We start from the raw sequence: 1,877 nt of genomic DNA, 5'->3' as shown, positions 1-1,877 counted from the left end.
GGGGCGGCACGGGTGGGCGCAGGCGGCACCCGGCCAGCGCCGGGCCGCGCACCCACCCCCCAGCGGCAATGCAGGCCCCGTCACAACAGCGACGGCACCTCCCCCGCGGAAACCTCCCGCGCCGCCCGCTCCAACGCACTGGCCAGCAACGCCAGATCCGTAGGCCCGTTCCCCAACTCCCGTACGGGCCGCCGCGCAGGCGGATCCCCCATCCGATGCCACTCCAGCGCCACGACGGTCGGCCGCAGAGTCGCCGTACGAGGAATACGCCCCGTCACCCGCCCCGCCTGGAACGGCACACTCCGCCCGTCCGCCCACGCCAACCGCCCCCGCCCCGGCAGCGGTTCGTCCGGCCCCGCCGCCGGCGCGTCGAGCACGACCCGCAGCGCCGCCCGCCGGGCAGGCTCCGTCTGGGCCGTACGGCCCCCCGGACCGGCCGCCGCCACCAGGTGCACCCCGAGCCGGTCGCCCTCCCGCGCCACCGCCTCCAGCGCCCGCATCACCGACCCCGCCGCGGGGCGCCCCGGCGACCCGAGCGGGGGAGTGACGAGCGCGTCCAGGTCGTCCACGACGACCACCAGCCGCGGCAGCGGAGGCACCGCCCCGGCCCGGCGCCGGGCGGCGCCGCCCGGCCGCAGCCGCAGCGTCGAACTCGGCGGCGACTCGACGTCCCCCGTCTCCGCCACCGCCCCGGCCGCGCCCGCCGACGTGCGCTGGCTGACCATCCGCCCCGACACCTCGCGCCCGGTGTGCCACTCGGCGAAGTGGGACCGGCCGAGCAGCTCGGCACGCCGCTTCAGCTCGGCGCTCAGCGACTGGGCGAACTCCCGCATCCGGACGGGGTCGTTGGCGGTGAGGTGCGTGGTGACGTGCGGTACGTCCGTGCAGACCCGCAGGCCCTCGCCGTGCCCGTGGCCCGCGCCCACGTTGTCCCGGCCGTCCAGCAGGACGATGCCGAGCCGGTCGGGCCGCTCGGCCGAGGCGAGCGAGGCGACGATCGCCCGCAGCAGCTCCGTACGGCCGCTGCCGGGCGGGCCCTCGATCAGCAGGTGCGGTCCCTCGGCGGCGAGGTCCACCGAGACCGGGCCGCGCGGGCCCGCGCCCAGCACGGCGTGCGCGCGGCCCCCGAGGGCGTCCGCGTCGTCGGCCGCGTCCGCCCAGCGGGCCATCAGGGACGCCGGGGTGGCCCGGGCGAGGCCCAGCTCGTCGAGGAGCCGGGCAGCCTGGGGCAGTGGCGCGGACACGCGCGCGTGCCGCTCGCCGCCCGCGCCGTCGGTGCGCAGCGGCGCCAGGGCGCGCGCGAACCGCTCCGACCAGGCGAGGGAGACGGCGTCCACCGTGCCGAGGGTGCCGTTGCCGACCGGGCCGCTCGGGGACGCGCCGGTGCGTGCGACGCGCAGCAGCCGCAGGGTCGTCGCCACGTCGCCGCTGAGCAGCGCGACGGCACCGCAGTCGCGGAAGACCGGGGAGGCCGCGCAGGCCGCCTCGTACGTCTGCGCCACCGGGGAGGTCGGGGAGGCGGCGGCCGTCTCGGCGAGACACACGACGTGGATGCCGGCCCGGGGGCCCTCCAGAGCCAGCCGCGCCATGACCTCGCGCACGTCGGCACCACCGGGGTCACCATCCACGACGACCACGGTGTACGGCCCCACGAAACCGCCGGCCGGATCGCCCCCGTCGTCCCCCCGCGCCCAGGAGGGCCGCCGGGCACTCCCCAGGACGGCCGCGGACCCACCCGCCGCCTCCGGACCACCGGGCACACCCGGCTCACTCGAACCACTCAGGCCACCGGGGCCGCCCTGGCCACCGGGGCCACCGGGGCCACTCGGACCATTCCAGCCACCGGCGCCGCCCACGCCACCGGGACCACCCTGGAC

General features: G+C 79.0%; 1 protein-coding gene. It reads right to left on the bottom strand.

Going from position 1 to position 1,877, the window contains the following annotated elements:
* Positions 1 to 80: 80 nt before the first annotated feature.
* The gene (locus tag GTW67_RS03095) at positions 81 to 1,628 is read right to left on the bottom strand and encodes an FtsK/SpoIIIE domain-containing protein (protein WP_346010542.1); all 1,548 of its coding nucleotides are present in this window, start codon (positions 1,626 to 1,628) and stop codon (positions 81 to 83) included.
* Positions 1,629 to 1,877 lie beyond the last annotated feature (249 nt).

Source organism: Streptomyces sp. SID5910, assembly GCF_009862125.1.
Lineage (GTDB): Bacteria > Actinomycetota > Actinomycetes > Streptomycetales > Streptomycetaceae > Streptomyces.
This window is presented reverse-complemented; position numbering and strand designations above follow the sequence as displayed.